The sequence below is a fragment of the Acidobacteriota bacterium genome, assembly GCA_016713675.1.
Lineage (GTDB): Bacteria > Acidobacteriota > Blastocatellia > Pyrinomonadales > Pyrinomonadaceae > OLB17.
In genome coordinates this window covers 2678779-2696358 of record JADJOS010000001.1, presented here as the reverse complement: position 1 = coordinate 2696358, position 17580 = coordinate 2678779, and the positions used below count along the sequence as shown (strand labels likewise).

Annotated in this window: 14 protein-coding genes and 1 tRNA gene; 3 read left to right on the top strand and 12 right to left on the bottom strand. The window is 51.6% G+C overall.

Annotation, left to right across the window (positions count from 1 at the left end):
• Positions 1-6: 6 nt before the first annotated feature.
• Entirely contained in the window at positions 7-2550 is a 2544-nt protein-coding gene (locus IPK01_12390; GenBank protein ID MBK7934265.1) for a CHAT domain-containing protein, read from the top strand.
• 17 nt (positions 2551-2567) lie between these two features.
• On the opposite strand, the gene IPK01_12385 is transcribed toward IPK01_12390, so the two are convergent.
• The 7 genes from IPK01_12385 to IPK01_12355 all read right to left on the bottom strand — a co-directional run bounded on the left by IPK01_12385 (position 2568) and on the right by IPK01_12355 (position 8693).
• Positions 2568-3839: a tetratricopeptide repeat protein gene (locus tag IPK01_12385; GenBank protein ID MBK7934264.1), complete on the bottom strand. Its 1272-nt coding sequence runs from the start codon at positions 3837-3839 to the stop codon at positions 2568-2570.
• A 62-nt stretch (positions 3840-3901) separates the two neighbouring features.
• Positions 3902-4936: a hypothetical protein gene (locus IPK01_12380; GenBank protein ID MBK7934263.1), complete on the bottom strand. Its 1035-nt coding sequence runs from the start codon at positions 4934-4936 to the stop codon at positions 3902-3904.
• Positions 4937-5162: 226 nt separating this feature from the next.
• Positions 5163-5238, bottom strand: a tRNA-Lys gene (locus IPK01_12375).
• A gap of 60 nt (positions 5239-5298) precedes the next feature.
• Positions 5299-5781 carry a GNAT family N-acetyltransferase gene (locus IPK01_12370; GenBank protein MBK7934262.1) on the bottom strand — a complete coding sequence of 161 codons (483 nt, stop codon included), beginning with the start codon at positions 5779-5781 and terminating at the stop codon, positions 5299-5301.
• Positions 5782-5812: 31 nt separating this feature from the next.
• Positions 5813-7123 (bottom strand): adenylosuccinate synthase, encoded by a 1311-nt coding sequence (locus IPK01_12365; protein ID MBK7934261.1) that lies wholly within the window; start codon positions 7121-7123, stop codon positions 5813-5815.
• A 105-nt stretch (positions 7124-7228) separates the two neighbouring features.
• Complete coding sequence (locus tag IPK01_12360) at positions 7229-8455, bottom strand: glycogen synthase (protein MBK7934260.1); 1227 nt, start codon at positions 8453-8455, stop codon at positions 7229-7231.
• Positions 8421-8693 carry a glycogen/starch synthase gene (locus IPK01_12355; GenBank protein MBK7934259.1) on the bottom strand — a complete coding sequence of 91 codons (273 nt, stop codon included), beginning with the start codon at positions 8691-8693 and terminating at the stop codon, positions 8421-8423. Before IPK01_12355 ends, IPK01_12360 begins: the two co-directional genes overlap by 35 nt.
• Positions 8694-8942: 249 nt before the next feature.
• Between IPK01_12355 and IPK01_12350 the strand changes: the two genes are divergently transcribed.
• Entirely contained in the window at positions 8943-10487 is a 1545-nt protein-coding gene (locus tag IPK01_12350; protein MBK7934258.1) for a serine/threonine protein kinase, read from the top strand.
• A gap of 98 nt (positions 10488-10585) precedes the next feature.
• Here IPK01_12350 and rho read toward each other — a convergent pair whose 3' ends face one another.
• The 4 genes from rho to lon form a co-directional block, all read right to left on the bottom strand.
• Positions 10586-11995: a transcription termination factor Rho gene (rho, locus tag IPK01_12345; GenBank protein MBK7934257.1), complete on the bottom strand. Its 1410-nt coding sequence runs from the start codon at positions 11993-11995 to the stop codon at positions 10586-10588.
• Positions 11996-12227: 232 nt separating this feature from the next.
• Complete coding sequence (locus IPK01_12340; GenBank protein MBK7934256.1) at positions 12228-12809, bottom strand: YihA family ribosome biogenesis GTP-binding protein; 582 nt, start codon at positions 12807-12809, stop codon at positions 12228-12230.
• The gene (locus tag IPK01_12335; GenBank protein ID MBK7934255.1) at positions 12809-13261 is read right to left on the bottom strand and encodes a hypothetical protein; all 453 of its coding nucleotides are present in this window, start codon (positions 13259-13261) and stop codon (positions 12809-12811) included. Before IPK01_12335 ends, IPK01_12340 begins: the two co-directional genes overlap by 1 nt.
• 12 nt (positions 13262-13273) lie before the next feature.
• Positions 13274-15697, bottom strand: coding sequence for an endopeptidase La (gene lon / locus IPK01_12330; GenBank protein ID MBK7934254.1), 2424 nt, complete (start codon positions 15695-15697; stop codon positions 13274-13276).
• 649 nt (positions 15698-16346) lie between these two features.
• Between lon and IPK01_12325 the strand changes: the two genes are divergently transcribed.
• Positions 16347-16949 (top strand): tetratricopeptide repeat protein, encoded by a 603-nt coding sequence (locus IPK01_12325; protein MBK7934253.1) that lies wholly within the window; start codon positions 16347-16349, stop codon positions 16947-16949.
• Between the two features lie 53 nt (positions 16950-17002).
• Here the strand turns inward: IPK01_12325 and IPK01_12320 are convergent, their stop codons facing one another.
• A complete protein-coding gene (locus IPK01_12320) occupies positions 17003-17413 on the bottom strand; it encodes a hypothetical protein (GenBank protein ID MBK7934252.1) in 411 nt (136 codons plus the stop codon).
• Between the last annotated feature and the right edge of the window lie 167 nt (positions 17414-17580).

The following is a 17580-nucleotide window of genomic DNA, read 5'->3' as shown; positions in this document are numbered from 1 at the left end:
GAAAATATGGTGACGCAGATCCAGTGGTATAAGTCGGGGATCCCCTATGCTGAACGAATGCCGGATAATAGGGCAATTTCAAATCTAATTGGGCGGATCGCCATTTCTTACACGATCATGGGTGATTTCCCAACCGCACGGACCTATCATGCACGCGCATTCGAGATCAGGAAGGCAATGAACGATCTCACCGGCATTGCGGCAACGATCAGCAATCTCGGGATCATTTCTGTTGAAGAAGGTGACCTCAGCGCGGGAATCGAAAGTTTTACGCAAAGCCTTGCGATCCTCGATTCTATCAAGGGGCCTGAGACACCCGATCTGATCCAGCGAAAGCTCAGGGATCTACGGAATCTTGGTATCACCTATCAAGGCATGGGGAATCACGTGCAAGCCCTGGCCTATTATTCGAAAAGCCTGAAAATGAGTGAGGTTGCAAAGAACGAAACCGGAGTATATGGAGCACTGTTTCAAATTGCGAGTCTTTACAACAGCCAGGGGCAGTATGAGCTTGCGCGTCAGACGCTTAGAAGGGCCGACAATGTATCGACCGACGACAAGATCTCCGAGGAATCGATCGGCATTCTTGGTGCCTCGTATCTTGGTGAAGAAAAATATGAACAGGCATTGAACATCTACCACAGGCAACTTTCCACCGGTGAAAAAGAGGGCAACAAGCTTACACAGCTTGGAAAGTTCATGGATATTGGAAATGTGTATCTGTTGCTTGGTGATGCCGAGAAAGCCGGGTCGTTTTTTGAGCGTGCAGAGCGGATAAGCCTGGAGATCAGAGCAGAAGGAAGAATTTATGGAGCGATCGTCGGTCTGGCCAGATCGAGCGTCATGGCCGGCGATTTTGACAAGGCGATTAAACAGGCCGAACGTGCGAAGGAGCAATTCAAGAACTTGAAGGGCATTCAGGAGAGTTGGGAACTATACGGCGCTATCGGCACGGCCTACTCGGGATTGGGGAAGCCGGAACTCGCACGGCTCAATTTCCAAAAGGCAATAGACTTGGTTGAGGACCAGCGAGGATTCGCCGCTTCAGGGTCCGAAGAAGCCGCGGGATCATTCAGCCGCAGCATTACTCCTTATCAGTTGATGGTCGAATCGCTGGTTACATCTGGTTCCTTTGAGGCAGCGTATACTTTCACGGAAAGGGCAAAGGCCAGGATCCTTTTGGAAGCTCTGGGCCCAAAGGTCAAGATCAACGGTGCGATGTCACCGACCGAAAGTAAGAATGAGCAAGATCTGAAGAATGCGATCGTATCCTTGGGCAAAGAGATCCAGTTTGAGCGAAGCTTAAAAATCCAAAACACCGCTAACTTGCGGCGGCTTGAAACGAAACTCGACGATAAGCGTCGTGAATTTCAAGGTTTTCGAAATCAAATTTATCTTGACCATCCGGAACTGAGAGTGCAACGTGGCGAAATGTCTCCGATCGGCCTTGACGAGGCAGCCTCGATGCTGCCCGACCTTCAAAGTGCTTTTCTTGAGTTTGTCGTTTCGCAGAAAAACACATTTGCGTCCGTAATCACAAAGAATTCGGCGGGCCGGGCGGTCATTAAAACCTATACGATCTCAGCTAAGAGGAAGGACATCGCCGCAAGGCTGGAGGTTTATCGCGACCGCCTGGCGTCGGGCGACCTGGATTTTCAGAAAGTCGCAAGGGAACTTTATGAGCTGCTCCTTAAGCCGGCAGAGAAGGAACTCGCAGGAAAGACGAATATTATCGTCATTCCTGACGGGCCGTTGTGGGATCTGCCGTTTCAGGCATTGCAGGATGGGAAAGGAAAGTACTTGGTCGAAAAGGCAGCCATCTCGTATGCTCCTTCGTTGACGGCATTGCGGGAGATGAGAAAGCGTGCGAAAACGCGAAAGCCGTCGCCGGACGCTGAACTGCTGGCCTTCGGCAATCCGATCGTTGGCAGATCAACGGCCGAACGGGTGCAGAGGGTTTTCATGAGCGAAAAGCTTGAGCCGATACCCGAGGCTGAGCGTTTGGTCAATTCGCTGGCGAAAATGTACGGCCCAACGAGGAGCAAGGTCTATACCGGGGCGGACGCCCGCGAAGAGGTCGCGAAGACCGAGTCGCCTAAGTATCGCATCGTGCAATTCGCAACGCACGGCATACTCAATAACGTTTCGCCGATGTATTCACACCTTGTTCTGGCTCAAAACGAGAAGAACCCTAACGAGGACGGACTGCTCGAGGCCTGGGAGATGAAGGACCTCGACCTGAAAGCCGATATGGTCATACTCTCGGCGTGCGAAACCGCTCGGGGCAAGATCAGCGGCGGGGAGGGCGTGATCGGGATGACATGGGCGTCGTTCATCGCAGGTGCGCCGACAACGGTAGCAAGTCAATGGAAGGTCGAATCAAAGAGTACTACCGAGCTGATGCTCGAATTTCACCGTCAATTGCTCACGGGCAAAGGCATCTCAAAATCTGAGGCCCTGCGTCGTGCATCGCTTAAACTAATGAAGATGCCACAATACAAACATCCATCATACTGGGCCGGTTTCGTCATGATCGGCGACGGTTCGTAGTAGCGTATCGGCGTAAGTTATTTTGCGGACCGCACCTTGTTCAACAATCTGCGTGCCGCCTCTGAATTCGGATTTCTTCTCAACAGGGCCTGAAACTCCCGTTCAGCATCATCCAGCAAACCGGCATTTGCGTACAGAATACCGAGCAATAGACGCGAACTGCCGAAATTTCGTTTCGCGGCATCGATCTCGTTGGCTGCGACACTGTCGATCACTCGAAATCGGGCATCGGGAGCGGGCCGTGAGGGCGATCTGATCTCTTCGCCGTCTCTCTGTGCCGTCACCTGCCATTGGTAGACATTTCCCCGTTTCAACGTTATTGACGTCCAACTGTTTTGCTTCAGCGGCGGACTTTCGGCCACTTTATTAAAATTCGCATCATACACCGACACTACGTACGATTCAGCCTGGTCTAGAGCCCTCCACCGGAATTGAGGTCGTGCCGATTCGATGACCTTACCGACCGGCGATGTCAACGCAAACGAAACGCCCGGCTGCGTATCGCTCATCAGAACGCCTGACTTGGAACGCAGCTCCCTCGCAGCGGTTGAGATCTCGATATTCTGATTGATCAGTGCGGCTTTGATGCGGGATTCGAATTGAGGTGCATTGAGACCCTTGAGTTTTCCGTCCGTGTCGATCTCGATCATGCCGGGGCCGTCGGCAAGCGAGACCATAGGAGCAGTCGAGGCGGAATTTGCGCCTGAGATCGCGGCGGTCTCGGTGTTTGCCAAACCTGAATTCGTATTTGTGTTTTCGAAACCGTTGTTTGCGATCGGGTCCACGACCGCCTTGACACCGCCGCTCGGGCGATCGAAAAGCCAGAACGACCAGGCGATCGCTCCGATCACTATCGCAGCAAACGCCGGAATACCGAATCTAAAAAGAGGCATTGCCGAGATGTTTGTCCAAAAGCTGGGTTCCGGCCGGCTTACGATCGAATCGTTATCCGTCGCGTTTTCCAATTGCAGTGTCGCTCGAATCTGCACCAACTCTTCCAATTGCTGCTCACAGGCACTGCAGACCTCACGATGAAGCTCCACGATCTCGCGGTCGGCATCTGCGATCGCTCCGTCGACAAATGCCTCGATCTGTTCATACGACAGATGGCCCTCGTCTTCCGGATCGAAAAACGCCTGATCGATATCCGTCGAACGCAAAACTCCGCCGAGCATCGAAAAACACCGGTCGCAGGATCGCAGGTGTTCGTCCGCGCCCAAGAGTTCGGCCGGCGGCAGCGACCGTTTGGCATAATTTTGTATTTCGTCCTGCGAAAGATGTTGCGGCATACACTTACAATCTAACTAGATGCAAAAATTGCACAGAAATTGTCTATTGCTCATAAATATTCCTAAAAACGCTCGAGCCTCTTGCGAAGCGACGCCCGGGCCGATTGCCTGAGGTTTATGACCTGCTGCCGGGTCAGTCCGAGATATTCGGCGATCGTAAGGTCATCCCATGGCAGTTCATTCCAAATTCGTACAAATTCATCCAAAGGAAACTCGAGCGTTTCGGCGATCTGCGAGATCGTTGCTGCCCGCGTCATCGGAAACACCGTGAGCATTCCGTCTCCGTTCTGATCTCGCAGATTGAGAAGGAGAGCCGCTCGGTGCCGAACAGGCAGATTGGCGATCTCTCGCCACAAATTGCTAATATACGCCGACTGTTCCAGTCGGTTGAGTACGTCGTTCTCCGGCCGCGTTGATCTGCGTTCCGCGAGAAATTCATCATCGATACTGACCGGTTCCGTCAATCTCCGCAGCTCGTAGATCATCCCAACTAGATCGCTAAAGTTAAATATACCTTCACGATGACCGAAGACGCCTAACACAAGATCCACCAACGCAGCACGTTCGGGGAATATGCCGACACCCTCCAATTTGGCCCGCAACTCATCGGGGGCCAAACTCATCGGATCGTTGATGTTGTTGCGATATTCATTCTTTCCGCAATACCAGGCACCGTCGTCAGACTGCCAAAGTGAAAATCTCCGGTCGTGCGAGAGCAAATATCTAAGCTGATTTTTCAGCCGCGATCGGTTTGGATTGCGCCGCCGAATGTATTGGTTTGCGGCATTTGTAGTGACGGTTTTAACGTACGCTTCGAGATTATCGATCGGGACGAAGCCATTCCCATTTCGCTGTTTACTCAGTTTTGCGACGATCAACGTTTTGACCTCACTGACAAGGTCGAGAGCGTTTTGATTCAGCGAGCGGTCATCGGAATCCTGGAGAGATACCCGAAATTTTCCACGAACAATATCTTTTACCAGCGGTTCGACCGAATGGTCGATCAGGACGGCTAGACACTTAGCCGCTTTTTCGTCCTCGTCAGCGCACATAAAATCGCTGTAGAGCTCTGCTATGTCGCGGATCTTCCTGTCCATCGTTACCCGATGCAAAAGTCAACAGTCTGCAAATTTATTCCGAGACAAATCTACACTCGTTGCCGCTCAAATCAAAGTGAGCCCTGCATCTGGAATACATGCATCGACACAATGCCCGCCGTAAGGGAACGTAGCTTCGATCTATTGAATTACACTCGCGCCCCGGCATTTACACATTGAAGACAAAAAAAAGCGTCCGATCCGGACGCCTTAGTTTCGAGATAAATGGTGATCCGAGCAGGACTCGAACCTGCGACCCAGTGGTTAAAAGCCACTTGCTCTACCGACTGAGCTATCGGACCAAATCGGTGTGTCGTCTGCTGCTCACGTGTGCGTAGGCAACGACTAACGAATTGAAAATTCTACAATTTAGAATCGGATATGGCAAGTTCCATCCTGATATTCGCACGGACAAACTGAGAATTCGGGTCAAGCGGAGTTTCGACAAAGCCGTACTTACGGTACAGCCCTATCGCGGCAACCTGTTTTGTGTTCGATTCGAGAATTATCGAATTTTTGCCTTTCGCCCTCGAATACTCGATACACGCGTCCATCAAAGATTGCTCAGCCCGAGCCCGCGATGTTCGGGAGACCGCCATTTTGGCAAGTTCAAACGCATTCTCGCCCATTTCGATAAGTGCGACCGTTCCGGCCGGCTCGCCGTCTACCATCGCAAAAAATATTTGTCCGCCGGGCTCGATGATCTGCTCGACCGGATGATCGAGTATTTCGCGGTCGTGCTCCTCGACGGTGTACGCCTTTTCGATCCATTCGTAATTCAGATCAGCAAACTTTCGAGCGAATCGCTCGTCAAACCCGATCACCTCAAAACCGATCGTGTTCATAATTTCGCATTTTGAATTCCAAAATCTGCCTTTATCTGAACCAGCCTTCCATCACCGAATCTCTCAAAATGATCGTCTGATCGCGTTCCGGCCCGGTCGAAATGAGGCCGATCTCTGTGCCGATCTGATCCGAAAGGAATCGAACGTAGGTTTGAGCTTTTTCGGGCAGCTTATCGAATTCCGTCGTGCCGACGGTGTCACTCATCCAGCCCGGCAGCGTTTCATAGATCGGCTTGATCTTCAGCAATTCGCTTGAAACGGCGGGAAATGTATCAACGCGTTTCCCATCGATCTCGTAACCAACGCAGACCTTTACCTCTTCCAATGCATCGAGTACATCAAGCTTTGTCAGAGCGACCGAATCAAATCCGTTCAACTCGGCAGCATATCGCGTCGCGACCGCATCAAACCATCCACAGCGTCGCGGGCGTTTTGTCACAGAGCCGTATTCGTTGCCGCGTTGCCGGATCAGATTGGCCATATCTTCTTCTGCGTCAACCATTTCGGTCGGAAACGGCCCTTCACCAACTCGCGTTGCGTAAGTTCTGACGATACCAAGAACACCGCTGATATGATGCGGCGGAATTCCCGCCCCGACCGACGCACCGCCGGCCGTCGGATTCGACGAAGTAACATACGGATAAGTGCCGTGATCGACATCGAGCAGCGTCGCCTGGGCGCCTTCGAGCAATATCTTTTTGTGTGCTTTGCGGGCCTCTGCCAGAAAATGCGAGGTCTCGCAAACGAAAGGCCGCAGACGTTCGACCAGCGGCGAAATTTCCGCCAATATCTCATCGGCCCGCAGCGGCTGTTGGCCAAATAGGACGATAATACGGTTCGCTTCTTCGAGGTTTCGTTCGATCCGAAGCTTGAGCAACGCCGGATCCATCGCATCCGCAACGCGGATACCACGTCTTCCTGCCTTGTCCTCATACGCAGGGCCGATACCCCGAAGCGTTGTGCCGATCTTCTCGTTCCCCAAACGCTCTTCCGAAGTATGGTCGAGAGCTCGGTGATAAGGCATTATCAGATGGGCACGCGAAGACACTTTAAGCCGCTCCGGCGAAACCGATATTCCCTTTTCAGCGATCTGATCGACCTCTTCGAAAAATGCTTTCGGGTCGATGACCATGCCGTTGCCGAGCACGCAGGTTTTGTCTTCGTGGATAATGCCCGACGGCAACAGCCTCAAAACAAAGGCTTTATCGCCGACATACACGCTATGACCGGCATTGTGCCCACCCTGATAACGCGACACGATATCAAACCGGTCGGCCAACAGATCGACAACCTTTCCCTTCCCTTCATCGCCCCACTGGGCACCTATAATGACAATGATCATATTAATATTCAAGAATAATGTAACAGGGATAAGGAGGATGAAGGAGATAAGAAAAATCTATATAAATCCCAAAAATCCCTTTTAACTTCTTCATCCCTGTTGATTCTAACTTCTTGTCCAATTGTATAGTTCCATGTAATGCTTCGCCGCGTTCTCCCAAGAATTATCGACCGCCATTCCGTTCCGTTGGATCTTGATCCACGCGTCTTTGTCGGCGTACGCAAAACGAGCTTCGTATATCTTTTCGAGGAGTTTATCTGCCTGGAACGGGCCAAATTTGAAACCGTTGCCGGTTCCACTGACAGCGTCCCAATTCTGCACAGTGTCATCCAAGCCGCCGACCGCACGAACGATCGGTACCGTGCCGTATCGAAGCGAATACATCTGATTCAAACCGCAAGGCTCAAATTTCGACGGCATCAGGAATATATCTGCTCCGGCCTCGATCAGATGCGCGAGCCTTTCATTATAACCGACGTACACGCCGACACGCGTCGGTGCGTAATCGCGCAATGCCTGCAAAAATTTCTCCGAGTCCTTCTCGCCCGAACCAAGTGCGATAAAAAATCCGCCCGACGCCAAAATATCATTCGCACCTTGCCTGATCAATTCGACACCTTTCTGCGACGTAAGGCGCGTAACACTCGCGTAGATCGGCCGGTCCAGCTCGATCGGCAAAGAAAATTGTTCGAGCAAAGCACGTTTACACTCGGCCTTGCCTGAGAGATCATTGAACGAAAAATGAGCCGGCAGTTCGCGGTCGGTGGCAGGGTTCCATTCATCGTAATCGACGCCGTTCGTGATGCCGATAAGGCGGTTCGAACGCTGCCGCGTCAACCAGTCAAGATCGTGGCCGAATTCGGGAGTTTGTATTTCGTGAGCGTAACGTTTTGAGACGGTCGAAAGTGTGTCAGAAACTTCAAGTCCTGCCTTCATTGCCGAGGCGTAACCGTTGAAAGTAAAGCTATTTCGGGCGAACTCGGAAGTGAAGCCAAGGGCACCAAGTTGGTCCAATCCAAAACCGCCTTGATACGCCATGTTGTGGATAGAAAAGACTGTCCGTGTGTTCTGCCAAAACGGCTCATATCGCCGCCGCGAAGCTAATTCGACTGCCGCAAAGCCGCAATGCCAATCGTTCAGATGAACAATATCCGGTGCCGTGCCGATCCTCTCGAGCAACGCCAATGCCGCGTGATTAAAGAACGCAAACCGTTCGTAATCTTCGGTGTAACCGTAAATAGAGTCACGGTGAAACAGCGACGGAGCGTCGACCAGAAACGTCGGTGAACCATTTGCCTCACTGTAAAATGCCTTTGCATGATAGCTTGCCACGCCAAGTGACCCAGAGGTCGTCGATCGCCGTCTTCCACAAGTATTCGCCCTTCGTCTGCCAGTAACACGGCGTTATCAGCAGACTGTCGATGCCGATCTGCTTCAGAGCCTTTGGCAGGGCCCCGGCGACATCACCGAGCCCGCCGGTCTTTGAATATGGAACTGCCTCGGCAGAGATGACGGCTACGCGCAATGTATTCGCTTCCTTTCGAACCAGGTCTTGGTCATTGTGTACCAGACGATTTTAGCAACTGCCTCCCCATTCGTCCATTTGAGCGATTATTCGACTCTCCGACTCTTATTTTCAGCGAACACTGCGTCCAACTCTCTGCGTTACTCTGTGTGGAAAAATATAAATGAAGATTCCGCGTTGAGTTCGCTGAGATTTCACAGAGGCCGGAGAGAAGAAAGGACGCCCACAGGCCGTCTATCTTGACAACAACCCCTATAAAAGCTTACAAATCTATGTTCCTTAATATTTAGATCTATGTTCCACGAAGGCCATCAGATCGGACCTTACACACTTATCCGTAGACTCGGGCGAGGAGGCTTCGGTGATGTATGGCTAGCAGAGCGAAGGTCGCAGTTCCTAACAAAAAAAGTTGCGGTAAAACTGCCACACGACGATCAGGTTGATTTCAACACTATCCAACGGGAAGCCGGCCTCTGGGAAGAAGCCAGTGGCCACCCGAACGTGCTGCCGATCATCGACGCCGAAGTCTACGACGGCCAGGTCGTCATTGTCAGTGAATTCGCCGACGGCGGTTCGCTTGCCGATAGATTGACCGATCTGGGCACGACATCCGTAAAAGAGGCAGTCGATCTGACGATGGGAATCTTGACCGGCCTTGAGTTCCTACACGGCAAACGCATCATCCATCGAGATATCAAGCCGCAAAATATTCTATTGCAAGGTAACACGCCGCGGCTTGCCGATTTTGGCATCTCACGGGCTATGGCGACATCAGGTGTTAGTTCCACGATCATCGGCACCGACGCATATATGTCGCCCGAGGCATTCGATGGCAAACGCACTGTCCAGACAGACATCTGGTCGACCGGTGTTGTGCTATATCAACTGCTCAACGGCACGCTTCCCTTTCCCCAGACACATCCTACCGAGCGAATGTTTGCAGTTCTCACCAAGGATTTTGAACCGCTTTCTGGTGACGTTCCGAGTGATCTCAAAAAGATCGTCGCGACCGCACTCGCCAAACTGCCCGAGAACCGCTTCGCATCCGCGGCCGCAATGCGCGAGGCGTTGGCTCAGGCGAAAGTGCGTATCGATCACCCGACACTCGCAAATACCGAGGTTTTCGACCGTTCGCAGATACCTATTTTTGCTCCGCAATCGGCTGACGCCGATCCCGAAGCGACGGTCATCCGCGTTCAGATACCGAATGAGCAGGAAACGTTGGTCCGTCCCGCTGGTCCCGAGGCACCCGCCTCGACACAATTAGCTTACCCAACCGGATCAGTAGATACATTGACGTCACCCGAGGCTTTGTCTGGCGATACCAAACAGTCCCAGTGGAACATGTATGAGCCTCCCCCAAACTCCCTGGAAGTGCTTACGAATGCAAAGAAGGCACTCGCCGACAATCCACTAGCCGGGATCATTGGCATGGGAATATTGATCGTCGGCGGTTTTTTCCTGTTGCTTGCGTTGTATGCCGCCGTTCCAAATAAGGCTAGTAATAACTCAACTCGTTTGAACATTAACAACACGTTAAGCTCAAACTCCACCAATAGCGGCTCACATACAGCGAACAAAGCCGCAAACACGGCGAACAACTACAGCGGCAACAGTAATTCGTATTCTTCCAATACGATGACGTCCAACTCGAACGCCGATTACCGCACGGAATTGGGTCGTTCGGCGTTCTGTCGTGGATATACGGACGGATGGACGAGTGCCTATAAAGACACGATCGGCCGGCCGCCTGCAGCGGGCCCGTCTGTCCGGATGAAAAGGATTACAAGGACAAATCGTACGAAGGCGGAAGGACGACTGGATATTATCAAGGATTAGTGTTCTCTAGAGATTACCTAAAAAATACTAGCAAAGAATAAAAAAGCGGATCAAGGCCTTGACCTTCGATCCGCCGTTCTATTTCAACTCTTGGCTTTTTAACTCTGCATCGATGCCAAAAATTCGGCGTTAGTCTTGGTCTTGGACAGGCGTTCAAGGACGACCTCCATCTGCTCCACCGGCGAAAGCGGATTGAGCACGCGGCGCATGACCCAGACTCGGTTGAGGTCTTCTTTGCTGAGCAAAAGCTCCTCTTTTCGTGTTCCAGATCTCTGCAGATCGATCGCCGGGAAGAGACGTTTGTCCGAAAGTTTACGGTCGAGATGAATTTCCGAGTTACCGGTTCCCTTGAACTCCTCAAAGATAACATCGTCCATACGCGAACCCGTATCGATCAGTGCCGTAGCGATGATCGTCAGCGAACCGCCTTCCTCGATATTTCGAGCCGCACCAAAGAAACGCTTCGGCCTCTGCAACGCGTTGGAATCAATACCACCCGACAGGATCTTGCCCGACGGCGGCACGACCGCATTGTGAGCACGAGCGAGACGCGTGATCGAATCGAGCAGGATAACGACGTCGCGTTTGTGCTCGACCAACCGCTTTGCCTTTTCAATGACCATGTCCGCAACCTGTACGTGGCGTGTCGGCGGTTCGTCGAATGTTGATGAAATAACTTCGCCTTTGACGCTGCGCTGCATGTCCGTGACTTCCTCAGGGCGTTCGTCGATCAGCAGAACGATGAGCGTGACCTCAGGATGATTTTGCGTTACCGAATTTGCAATAGTCTGCAGCAGGATCGACTTACCTGTCCGCGGTGGAGCGACGATCAGGGCACGCTGGCCTTTACCGATCGGCGTGACAAGATCGATAACGCGGGCTGCGATCCTCTCAGGATCACCCTCGATCTCCATCGTCAACTGTTCGTCCGGATAAAGCGGCGTCAGATTGTCAAAGAAGATCTTCTCACGCGACTGGCCGGGATCTTCGAAATTGATCGCCTCGACCTTGATAAGGGCAAAATAGCGTTCGCCTTCCTTCGGCGGCCTGATCTGGCCCGAAACCGTGTCGCCGGTTCGCAGATCGAACTTGCGTATCTGCGAAGGCGAAACATAGATGTCGTCCGGGCCCGGAAGATAGTTGTATTCCGGAGCACGTAAAAATCCAAATCCGTCGGGCAGTGTCTCGAGCACGCCTTCTGAGAAAATCAGTCCGCTTTTTTCGGTCTGTGCGGCCAGCAGCTTAAAGATCAGTTCCTGTTTTCTAAGGCCCGTAGCACCTTCGACGCCCATTTCGCGCGCAATATGGGTCAGCTCGCTGATCGACATATCTTTCAGATCGGCGAGATTCAGTTTACCGTCGTCGTCCTTGCCTGTCGGCTGGGCTTTCGCCGGTACGGATTCGTCGTTTGCCGATTCGACTTCGACTTCATCGTCGATCCTTTCAGGAGCGTCCGTCGCGGCCTTAGCCGTTTTGGCTCTGCGCGGATTGGTGGTTTTGGTTGCCATGTTTGTAATTTGGTTGGATAGAAGTTAATTTAATTTGTTACGGGTTTCACAATGTTCTTCGAAAAAATTTCGATGTAAACAGCAAATCGAGATAGATCAAATGTGAAGAAAATTGTATGGATTGTTTGCAGTAATACAAAGAAAACAAGCCCAAGAGCTTTTCCGAGAAACCCCGAAGTTTTAGGGATACCTAATTTTTACATAAAACAAATCAATAAATCAAATAAAAACTTCAAGATTTGTTTATCGCTCGCATGATCTCTCCCCAGACTTCATCGCGGCCGAGAGCTTTTGTTGCTGAGTATGTCAGGATTCGGCTATCGGTAAGCGTTGCTTTTGCCAATTTTAGCGATTTAGCAAGCTCAGTTTTGGATGATTTATCTGCCTTTGTCGCGACGACAACAAATGGCTTTTCATTATGCTTGAGCCATTCATTGAGCTGAATATCAAGTGATGTCGGAGCGTGCCGCGAATCGATCAGCTGTATGCAAAGCGCCAGTTCCTGACGGTCCGAAAGATACTCCTCGGCCATTTTGCCCCAATCGGCACGCATCGTTTTCGAAACGCGTGCGTACCCATAACCCGGCAGATCTGCGAAATAGAGGCTGTCGTTGATCAAAAAAAAGTTGATACTCTGCGTTCGCCCGGGCGTGTTCGATGTTCTCGCCAGCCCTTTCCGCAGCAGAAGCGAATTGATCAACGACGACTTACCCACGTTCGAACGCCCCAAGAACGCGATCTCCGGCCGGCCGTCGATCACCCAATGCGAACGCTCGAACGCACTTTTTACAAATTCGGCTGAGGTTACTTTCATTAGCGCGAGTATGCACTCTCGGCCATCGACGCCCTTGCTTCCATCATCTTCTTGATCATCTCGCGGCGTGCATCCATGCTTTCCTTGGCGTCCGGCAGGCTCATGGCGAGCGTTTCAAGATTCTTTGCGTACGTCGGATCGGAAAGTGCGGTTCGGACCTCTTCGAGAAACGGCTCGATCTTTGCAAAGACCATGAGTGCTTCGCCATTTGTTTCGAGGAACATCTCTGGGTCGATCGCCCCGCGATTTACAAAACTTGCGGCCATATCCCAATAGCTGACGACCATTTGGTAATAACCGGTCGTCTTGGGATCGACCATTGCCTGGATAATATCCTGTCCGCTTTCCGGATGAAATTTCACGAACCAATCGCGGCCGTCACGCATTAGCGTGTCCCGCCGAAGGTCAAACAGGCGCATTATCAATTCGGCCGACTCAGTTTCTTTGCTCATAAATACCACTAGTTACTCTAGTGTAGCGTTTATTTCGGCAACGGCACCATCGGCGTTCCACAATTGCGGGGTTTCGATCGTTTCGGCCGCTTCGTTTTGAACCAAAGCGATATTGAGGACCTCGTCGATCATATCGACCGTGTGGATGGTCAATTCGTCGCGAACCTCTTCGGGCACGTCGACCAGATCTTTCTCGTTCTCTTTCGACATAATGATCGTCCGCAGGCCGAATCGATGTGCTGCGAGCAATTTTTCTTTCACGCCGCCGATCGGCAAGACCTTTCCGCGAAGCGTGATCTCACCGGTCATCGCGACGTCGTGGCGTGCGGCCTTTCTTGTCATTGCCGAGACCATTGCGGTCGCCATCGTAATACCCGCAGACGGCCCGTCCTTGGGAATTGCACCTTCGGGCACGTGGATGTGGAGATCCTTTTCGCGAAATATCGCCGGATCGATACCCAATTCTTCGGCTCGCGTGCGAACGCAGGTCAGAGCGGCTTTTGCCGATTCCTGCATCACTTCGCCCAGTTTTCCGGTCAGCGTCACGTCGCCTTTGCCCTTGACCATCGTCGCTTCGACCTGCAGCACGTCGCCGCCGACCTCGGTCCACGCAAGGCCATTCACCAATCCGATCTCGCTCGTCCGGGCGATGTCCTGTTTACGGTAACGGATCGTGCCAAGCAGTTCTTGTACCTTTTCGGCGTCAACAACAATGCGAAAATCATCCTTTGCATCCGACGCCACATATTGCCGTGCGATCTTTCTGAGGCACGAACCGATCTCGCGTTCGAGATTTCTCACACCGGCTTCGCGTGTGTAATGACGGATCGCTTCGAGAATCCCGTCATCGGTAAATTTTACCTTTTCGCAGTCGATTCCACTGTTTTCGCACTGTTTCGTAATTAGATGCTGCTTGGCGATCTCCATCTTTTCACGCTCGGTGTAACCCGACAAACTCAAGATCTCAAGTCTGTCCTGCAACGCCGGCGGAATTGTGTGCAGAACATTCGCCGTCGCGATAAAGAAAACTTCCGACAGATCGTAATCGACATCCAAATAATGATCACGAAACGTGCTGTTCTGTTCCGGATCGAGAACCTCGAGCAAAGCCGCGCTCGGGTCACCGCGATAATCGCGTCCGAGTTTGTCGACCTCGTCGAGCAAAATGACCGGATTCTTTGTGCCGGCCCGCTTCATCAACTGCACGATCTGGCCGGGCATCGAACCGATGTATGTTCTCCGGTGTCCGCGAATTTCCGCTTCATCATGCACACCGCCGAGAGCGAGGCGAACGAATTTGCGTCCCGTCGCGTTCGCGATCGATTTACCTAAGCTCGTCTTACCAACGCCCGGAGCACCCACAAAACATAGGATCGTACCCTTAGGATTTTTAACAAGCTGGCGTACCGCCAAAAATTCCAAAATGCGTTCTTTGATCTTCTCGAGCCCATAATGATCCTCATTCAGTGTCTTCTCGGCTTCGCCCAGGTCCTCGATCTCTTCCGAACGATCTTTCCAGGGCACGCTCAGCAGCCAATCCAAATAATTCCGGCTGACCGTACTCTCGGCGGACATCGGCGGCATTGCTTCGAGCCGCGAAAACTCCTGCATCGCCTTTTCCTGAGCCTCGACGGTCATTCCCGCGTCGATGATCTTGGCTTTCAGCTCTTCGAGTTCGGCCTTTTCGTCCTTGCGGCCGAGTTCTTTGTGAATGGCCTTGATCTGTTCGTTCAGATAATATTCGCGTTGATGCTTGTCCATCGCTTTTTTCGTTCGCGAATGGATATTACGGTCCATCTGACGCTTTTCGATCTCGGCATCCAGAAACTCGATTAGCTTCTGCAGACGCTCCTGTACCGAAACCGTTTCAAGCAGATCCTGTTTCTCCTCAACCCCGATCCGCAAATGCGACGACATCGAATCCGCTATCTGAGCCGCCGAAACGCCTCTCAAACTCGCATGCAAAGCGTCCGTATAAGCATCCGGCGAAACACGCAAAAATTGTTCGACCTGTGTATGGATCTTCTGCAGCAAGCCATCTGTGCGATAGCCCGACTCGTCGGTCGAGGGTACACGCCGCACATGAGCGTAAAACATACCATCCGCATCATGTTCGACGCGGACGGCCTTTCCGCGTTCCCTTCCTTCGACCACGACCTTGATCTGCCCATTGTCCTGCCGCTGTGCCTGGACAATTCGCCCAAGCGTACCGGTCGTGTATATCTGATCGGCATTCGGTTCGTCTATCGAAGCGTCATGCTGGGTCGCGAGAAAGATATTCCGCTCGCCCGTCATCGCCTGCTCAAGCGCCCTGACCGAACTCGGCCTGCCGATCTTAAAAGCAACCTTGGTGTACGGAAAAATGACGACGTCGCGGATGGGGACCATCGGAAAACGCTCGATATCCGACGGCATCTGGTCTGAAAATTCTTGCATACTCATAGTGACAGAATTCGGTATAGCTAATTGGTCTATTTCTTCGAATTAGTTGGATTAACTCTATTTACGCAAAACAGAGATGCAAAAGCAATAGCCAGACCTACCAATTCGTCAAAAATTCGACTGTTCAAATTATGCTTTTATAAAGGGCGAAAGCCCCTCGGATTTTACTTTTATATTCCGGCCCGAAAACCTGCCGCTGTGCACGACCGTCACTATTGCATTTTCATCGAATTTGAGTCACGATTCTGCTGTTTTCATTGGGTTTTAGCGGTATTATTCGATTCGAAGGATCGGTCAGTGTCAGGCGAAAAGTCATGTCACAGATAACGTCGCGAAAAATGCTCACGAAATCCCGCATTTTTGTATCGGTTTTTGCCGCTATCGCCGCGTGAGCAGCTCTGCCCCCGCCTCCTCGATCCTTGCCTTTCCTATCTCCCCATCTCCGCGTCTTCTTCGCTGCTCCGCCCCATCGCTGAGAGGCGGCAGATGTGCCTCGCCATCCAGCGGCCAAAAAGATCAGGAGCCTGCGACACCGGGCGACACAGACATTCCAAACGCACGTTTCTTAGCACGGGAAAGGCAATTCTGTTGTGGAGAGAAACAGTTGGTGATACGATGGGGTCGGATTGCATCGGAGGTAAATATGCGAAATTTCTTCATGTTGCTTTTTCTCCTTCTTTTGTTATTCGTTCCCTTGTTGATCGGTCAAAGCACTTCCGAAGATTTCGTCACCGACGGTTTGTTGGACGACATCGACCAGGATTTTGAATCCGCCATTATCAACTACACATTGGCGATCAAACTTGATCCTAAAGATGGCCTTGTCTACAAGCTTCGCGGTCAGGACCGGTACAAAATGAAGGACTATGACGGTGCGATTGCGGATATCACACGGTCAATCGACCTCGGATTTAAGTTTGACCTGTCAAACACCTACGTATTTCTTGGTATTGTCCGAGAAGCAAAGAAAGACCTAAAGGGAGCGATAGCGGACCACACCAAAGCTATCGAGATCAACTCGAAAAACGTTGACGCTTATTACTTTCGAGGTTTGATGCGTTTCATGATCAAAGACTACCAAGAGGCGATCAACGACTTTACCGAGTCGATAAAAATTGATCCAAAATTTGAATTCGGGGCTAATTACATTCAAAGGGCAAGAGCCTATCGTGCAATGAACAAGATCAGCCTTGCTGTGGCAGATGAAAAGAAAGCCGCCGCGTTGGCAAAACCGAGGAACCGGTAAGATGACCTCTTGATCTAAGACTGACTGTCCCCGCACTTCACACATCCGGGCACTTACTTGTCTTTCCTTCTTAACTTCTCACCCTTTCGGCCATTGGTCGCGGTTACGACATTTCTTAGGTCGAGGAGCAGGGTTCCTTTTTCGTTGACCTCGGGGTTTAAGAACCTGATCGTTTCTGTGGTGTACACGCCGAACTGGTTTATAGCGTGGGCGGCCCTGATCCGTTTGGCTCCGCGAGGCGCGGTTTTTGCGACAAAGGCGTTTTCTTCACGCGGATGGGCTCGGCGTATTCCGATAGTCTGGTTTATACGGTCAAATAATACTTTTACCGCAACGGGCTCGCGCAGAGCTTCGCTGGTAAACCTATTTATAAAGATCACTCCTTTCGGAGTAATGGTCACATAGTGCCCGACACGGTACGCCTGCCTTGGCCCCTTTTTTCCTTCTTCCCAATTTCTTTCCATATTTGCTTTTTCCTCCATACTGCCGTCGATCGGTATTTTTGCGGCAGATGATAAGTGTATCATACTTTTGTCTATGTTGCATCTATGAATTTCCACTCGACAAGAAATTCGTCCCGAGGTCATTCGGGCGTATCTGTTTCCGGCATGATCGTCTTTCAAAACGCGGA

Bases quoted from the DNA above. Each gene is read 5' to 3' on its own strand.
- IPK01_12390 (MBK7934265.1), top strand. From the start codon at position 7: ATGGTGACGCAGATCCAGTGGTATAAGTCGGGGATCCCCTATGCTGAA.
- IPK01_12385 (MBK7934264.1), bottom strand. From the start codon at position 3,839: ATGCCGCAACATCTTTCGCAGGACGAAATACAAAATTATGCCAAACGG.
- IPK01_12380 (MBK7934263.1), bottom strand. From the start codon at position 4,936: ATGGACAGGAAGATCCGCGACATAGCAGAGCTCTACAGCGATTTTATG.
- IPK01_12370 (MBK7934262.1), bottom strand. From the start codon at position 5,781: ATGAACACGATCGGTTTTGAGGTGATCGGGTTTGACGAGCGATTCGCT.
- IPK01_12365 (MBK7934261.1), bottom strand. From the start codon at position 7,123: ATGATCATTGTCATTATAGGTGCCCAGTGGGGCGATGAAGGGAAGGGA.
- IPK01_12350 (MBK7934258.1), top strand. From the start codon at position 8,943: ATGTTCCACGAAGGCCATCAGATCGGACCTTACACACTTATCCGTAGA.
- rho (MBK7934257.1), bottom strand. From the start codon at position 11,995: ATGGCAACCAAAACCACCAATCCGCGCAGAGCCAAAACGGCTAAGGCC.
- IPK01_12340 (MBK7934256.1), bottom strand. From the start codon at position 12,809: ATGAAAGTAACCTCAGCCGAATTTGTAAAAAGTGCGTTCGAGCGTTCG.
- IPK01_12335 (MBK7934255.1), bottom strand. From the start codon at position 13,261: ATGAGCAAAGAAACTGAGTCGGCCGAATTGATAATGCGCCTGTTTGAC.
- lon (MBK7934254.1), bottom strand. From the start codon at position 15,697: ATGCAAGAATTTTCAGACCAGATGCCGTCGGATATCGAGCGTTTTCCG.
- IPK01_12325 (MBK7934253.1), top strand. From the start codon at position 16,347: ATGCGAAATTTCTTCATGTTGCTTTTTCTCCTTCTTTTGTTATTCGTT.
- IPK01_12320 (MBK7934252.1), bottom strand. From the start codon at position 17,413: ATGGAAAGAAATTGGGAAGAAGGAAAAAAGGGGCCAAGGCAGGCGTAC.